5 protein-coding genes are annotated in these 5,065 nt (G+C 62.0%); 1 reads left to right on the top strand and 4 read right to left on the bottom strand.

The window, feature by feature from the left end:
- Positions 1-241: 241 nt before the first annotated feature.
- From HP546_RS25715 to glyQ, 4 genes are read right to left on the bottom strand one after another with little or no spacing between them, the layout of a single operon-like run.
- A complete protein-coding gene (locus HP546_RS25715) occupies positions 242-1,027 on the bottom strand; it encodes a 1-acyl-sn-glycerol-3-phosphate acyltransferase (RefSeq protein WP_172231287.1) in 786 nt (261 codons plus the stop codon).
- A gap of 45 nt (positions 1,028-1,072) precedes the next feature.
- Positions 1,073-1,600: a D-glycero-beta-D-manno-heptose 1,7-bisphosphate 7-phosphatase gene (gene gmhB, locus HP546_RS25710; protein ID WP_172231284.1), complete on the bottom strand. Its 528-nt coding sequence runs from the start codon at positions 1,598-1,600 to the stop codon at positions 1,073-1,075.
- 3 nt (positions 1,601-1,603) lie between these two features.
- The gene (gene glyS, locus HP546_RS25705; RefSeq protein WP_172231281.1) at positions 1,604-3,655 is read right to left on the bottom strand and encodes a glycine--tRNA ligase subunit beta; all 2,052 of its coding nucleotides are present in this window, start codon (positions 3,653-3,655) and stop codon (positions 1,604-1,606) included.
- Positions 3,652-4,599, bottom strand: a complete 948-nt coding sequence (gene glyQ / locus HP546_RS25700; protein WP_043198565.1) for a glycine--tRNA ligase subunit alpha — start codon at positions 4,597-4,599, stop codon at positions 3,652-3,654. The genes glyS and glyQ overlap by 4 nt, the downstream gene beginning before the upstream one ends.
- Positions 4,600-4,682: 83 nt before the next feature.
- On the opposite strand from glyQ, the gene HP546_RS25695 reads away from it, so the two are divergent.
- On the top strand, positions 4,683-5,065 hold a 383-nt coding region (locus HP546_RS25695), incomplete at its 3' end, for a DNA-3-methyladenine glycosylase I (RefSeq protein WP_172231278.1).

Here is a 5,065-nt window from a genome sequence, read left to right as displayed (position 1 = left end):
CAGCCTGGTTGTTGGAATCTTCTGCTTGAAAGAGACCAAGGATGTGGATATCGACAAGGTCTGATGCTGTCCACATGCCATAAAAAAACCGGCTGTAAAAGCCGGTTTCTTTATGCCTCGAAAAAACTTATGCACGTTTTCAAGAAAAATGTCATACGAAGAAATTAACAATAAATACAGTTACTTAGCGACGACTTGGAGCATTGACTGGAAAAACTGCTAACAAGTTATCCACAGAATCTCAAGCCAGCTGCTCCTGGGGTTTTTCATCCATCGGTGGCAGCGAGCCCATGGACCGCTGGGTCGCCTCGTTCCATGCCGCAGCGCGGTCGTTGAGCTCGGCAATGGCACGTGGCCCGGTGCCGTTGGCGTACATCGGCGCGCCAATTACCACCTCGATGGTGCCCGCGCGCTTGCCCCAGCCTGTCTTGGGCCAGTACTTGCCAGCGTTGTGGGCAATCGGCAGCACCGGCAGCCCGGCGTTGACCGCCAGTGCAGTACCGCCACGGGAAAACTTGCCAACCGTTCCGAACGGTACGCGGGTGCCTTCCGGGAAGATCAGCACCCAGGTCTTCTGCTTGAGCAGTTCATCACCCTTGCTCGCCACTTGGCGCAGGGCTTCCTTGGGGTTGTCGCGGTTGATCGCGATCGGCCGCAGCATGGCCATTGCCCAGCCGAAGAACGGCACGTACAGCAGCTCACGCTTGAGCACCTGGCTTAGCGGCGAGAAGTACTGGGAAAGGAAGAATGTTTCCCAGGTGCTCTGGTGGTTGGACAGGATCACACAAGGCTCGGCCGGCACGTTTTCGGCGCCGGTGATCTTGTAGTCGATGCCCAGAATCGTCCGCACCAGGAACAGCGCGCAGCGGCACCAGTACACGTTGATGAACTTGTAGCGCTTGGGGAACGACAGGAACGGCGCGATGAAGAAGCTCAGCGAGCACCACAGCAACGAACTGGTGCCCAGCAGCAGGTAAAAAAGAAAGATTCTGATCGCCTGCAGGATCGACATAGTGGCTTGTACCATTGCGGGCGTGCCCGCCTGAGAAAAATGCGCCCGGGGGCGCACTGTTTAAATTAGTTCTCTGGCGATAGCTGCCAGATCGTCGAAAATCAGTGTAGTTTCCGCAACGCCCTTTTCCAGGGTTCGCTCGCCCTTGCCGGTTTTTACCAACACGGGTTGTGCACCGACGGCCAGGGCCGCCTCCAGGTCACCTGTGCTGTCGCCAACAAACCAGACGCCTGCAAGGCCGACCTGGTAATGCTCGGCGATCGCCTGCAGCATGCCGGGCCTGGGCTTGCGGCAGTCGCAGCCCTGGTCCGGCCCGTGCGGGCAATACACGATGTGGCCCACCTCGCCGCCCTGCTCGGCCACCAGCGCGCGCAGGCGCGCGTGCATGGCCTCGAGGGTTGCCAGCGAATAATAGCCACGGGCAATACCGGACTGGTTGGTGGCCACGGCCACCGTCCAGCCCGCCTTGCTCAACTGCGCGATCGCTTCGACCGAGCCCGGGATCGGTACCCACTCTTCCAGCGTCTTGATGTAGGCGTCGGAGTCGTAATTGATCACCCCGTCACGGTCGAGAATCAGCAGTTTCAAGGCTTACCCCAGCAGCGAAATGTCGGCCACGCCCAGGAACAGACCGCGCAGGCGGCTGAGCAGGGCATAACGGTTGGCGCGTACCTTGGCGTCTTCGGCGTTGACCATCACCGCCTCGAAGAAGGCGTCGACCGGGTCACGCAGTGCTGCCAGTCGGGCCAGCGATTCGCTGTACTGGCGTGCAGCAGCCATTGGTTGCACGGCCTGGTCGGCCTGCTGGATGGCCGAGTACAGGGAGAACTCGTTGGCATTGTCGAAGTACTTGGGCTCGACCTGTTCGGCGATGGCGCCTTCGGCTTTGCTCAGCAGGTTCGACACGCGCTTGTTCACCGCGGCCAGGGCTTCGGCTTCCGGCAGCTTGCGGAAGGCCTGCACAGCCTGTACCCGCTGGTCGAAGTCCAGCGCAGAACCTGGCTGCAGGGCACGTACCGACAGGTAGGTAGCCACATCGATGCCTTCGTCTTCGTAACGTGCACGCAGGCGGTCGAAGATGAACTCCAGCACCTGCTCGGCCAGGCCGGCAGCCTTGACCTTGGCGCCGAACTGCTTGACGGCGAACTCCACTGCACCGGTCAGGTTCAGGTCCAGCTGCTTCTCGATCAGGATACGCAGCACGCCCAGGGCGGCGCGGCGCAGGGCATACGGGTCTTTGCTACCGGTGGGCAGCATGCCGATACCGAAGATGCCGACCAGGGTGTCGAGCTTGTCGGCGATGGCCACGGCAGCACCGGTAAGGGTCTGCGGCAGCTCGGCGCCAGCACCGCGCGGCATGTACTGCTCGTTCAGGGCCAGGGCAACGTCCTGCGGCTCACCGTCGTTGAGCGCGTAGTAGTAACCGGCAACACCCTGCATCTCGGGGAATTCGCCGACCATTTCGGTGGCCAGGTCGCATTTCGACAGCAGGCCGGCACGGCCAGCGCGCTGGGCGTCGCCGCCGATCAGCGGGGCAATGAACGCGGCCAGGCGGGAAACGCGTTCGGCCTTGTCGTACACGGTCCCCAGCTGAGCCTGGAACACCACGTTTTTCAGGCGCTCGTTGAAGGTTTCCAGCGGCTGCTTCTTGTCCTGCTTGAAGAAGAACTCGGCGTCGGTCAGGCGTGGGCGCACGACCTTTTCGTTACCTTGCACGATCTGCTGCGGGTCGCGGCTTTCGACGTTGGCCACGGTGATGAAGCGCGGCAGCAGCTTGCCTTCGCTGTCCAGCAGGCAGAAGTACTTCTGGTTGTCCTGCATGGTGGTGATCAGGGCTTCCTGCGGCACCTCGAGGAAGCGCTCCTCGAACGAGCACACCAGCGGCACCGGCCACTCGACCAGGGCAGTCACTTCGTCCAGCAGCGCCGGCGGCACGATGGCGCTGCCTTCCTGCTGCATGGCCAGCTCGGCGGTACGCTTGCTGATCAGTTCGCGGCGCTCGGCGAAGTCAGCCAGCACGTAGGCTTTGCGCAGGTCTTCGACGTAGTTGGCCGGGGTGGTGACAAGCACGTTTTCCGGGTGGTGGAAGCGGTGGCCGCGGGATTCACGGCCGGCCTTTTGCGAAAGGATGGTGCAGTCGACCACCTGGTCGCCGAGCAGCATCACCAGCCATTGGGTCGGGCGCACGAACTCTTCACGGCTGGCCGCCCAGCGCATGCGCTTGGGGATCGGCAGGTCGTTGAGGGAATCTTCGACGATGGTCGGCAGCAGGCCAGCGGTAGCCTTGCCCGGGATGTGCTGGGAGAAGCGCAGCTTGGCGCCGCTCTGGTCGATTTCGGCCAGCTCTACACCGCATTTCTTGGCAAAGCCCAAGGCAGCCTGGGTGGGCTCGCCGTCTTTGAAAGCAGCCTGCAGGGGCGGGCCATCGATGTTGATGCTGCGGTCAGGCTGCTGCACGTCCAGCTGGCGAATCAGCACGGCCAGGCGGCGCGGCGCGGCGTACACCTGCTTGCCGGTGTAGTTCAGGCCGGCGGCCTGCAGGCCTTTCTCGATGCCGGCCAGGAAGGCGTCGCCGAGGGTAGCCAAGGCTTTGGGTGGCAGCTCTTCGGTGCCCAGTTCTACCAGGAAATCTTGAGCACTCATTGTGCAGCCTCCAGCTTAGCCAACACTTCGTCACGCAGTTCAGGGGTGGCCATCGGGAAGCCCATGCGTGCGCGGGCTTGCAGATAGCTTTGCGCCACGTCCCGGGCCAGGGTACGTACGCGCAGGATGTAGCGCTGACGCTCGGTTACCGAGATGGCGCGACGGGCGTCCAGCAGGTTGAAGGTGTGCGAGGCCTTCAGGACCATTTCGTAGGTCGGCAGCGGCAGGTCCAGCTTGATCAGGCGGTTGGCTTCGCTTTCGTAGAAGTCGAACAGTTCGAACAGCTTCTCGACGTTGGCGTGCTCGAAGTTGTAGGTCGACTGCTCCACTTCGTTCTGGTGGAACACGTCGCCGTAGGTGACCTTGCCGAACGGGCCGTCGGCCCACACCAGGTCGTACACCGAATCGACGCCCTGGATGTACATGGCCAGGCGCTCGAGGCCGTAGGTGATTTCACCGGTGACCGGGTAGCACTCGATACCGCCCACCTGCTGGAAGTAGGTGAACTGGGTGACTTCCATGCCGTTGAGCCAGATTTCCCAGCCCAGACCCCAGGCGCCGAGGGTCGGCGATTCCCAGTTGTCTTCGACGAAGCGAATGTCGTGCACCAGCGGGTCCAGGCCAATGGCTTTCAGCGAGCCGAGGTACAGCTCCTGGAAGTTGGCCGGGTTCGGCTTGAGCACCACCTGGAACTGGTAGTAGTGCTGCAGGCGGTTGGGGTTTTCGCCATACCGCCCGTCGGCGGGGCGACGGCTAGGCTGCACGTAGGCAGCGTTCCAGGTTTCTGGGCCGACGGCACGCAGGAACGTGGCGGTATGGAAAGTGCCGGCGCCTACTTCCATATCGTAGGGCTGAAGCACCACACAACCTTGAGCTGCCCAGTAGTTCTGCAGGGCGAGGATCAGGTCTTGGAAGGTACGCACGGCTGGCGTAGGCTGGCTCACGAAATTCACCTGTATCTGGGGATGCGGATGTAAAGAGCGGGAGTATAACCTGATTCGCCTCGCCCTCTACTCATTGGAGCCTTATGCCACGCTGCTTTTGGTGTACCGACGATCCGTTGTACCAGGCCTACCATGACCAGGAATGGGGAACGCCGCAGCGTGATCCGGCGTTGCTCTTCGAGATGCTTTTGCTCGAAGGGTTCCAGGCGGGCCTGTCGTGGATCACCGTATTGCGCAAACGCGAGCGTTATCGCCAGGTGATGCACGGCTTCGACGCGGCGGCACTTGCGCACATGACCGACGAACGCATCGAGGAACTGATGCAGGACGCCGGCATCATCCGCAACCGCCTCAAGCTCAAGGCCGCCCGGCGCAACGCCCAGGCCTGGCTGGCTGTGGACAACCCTGGCGAATGGCTGTGGTCGTTCGTTGGCGGTGAGCCAAAGATCAATCACTTCAAGGGCCG

The sequence above is a fragment of the Pseudomonas sp. CM25 genome, from assembly GCF_013179705.1.
In the GTDB taxonomy this organism is placed as follows: domain Bacteria; phylum Pseudomonadota; class Gammaproteobacteria; order Pseudomonadales; family Pseudomonadaceae; genus Aquipseudomonas.
The sequence above is the reverse complement of the archived record's forward strand: the minus strand, read 5'-3'. Positions and strand labels throughout refer to the sequence as shown.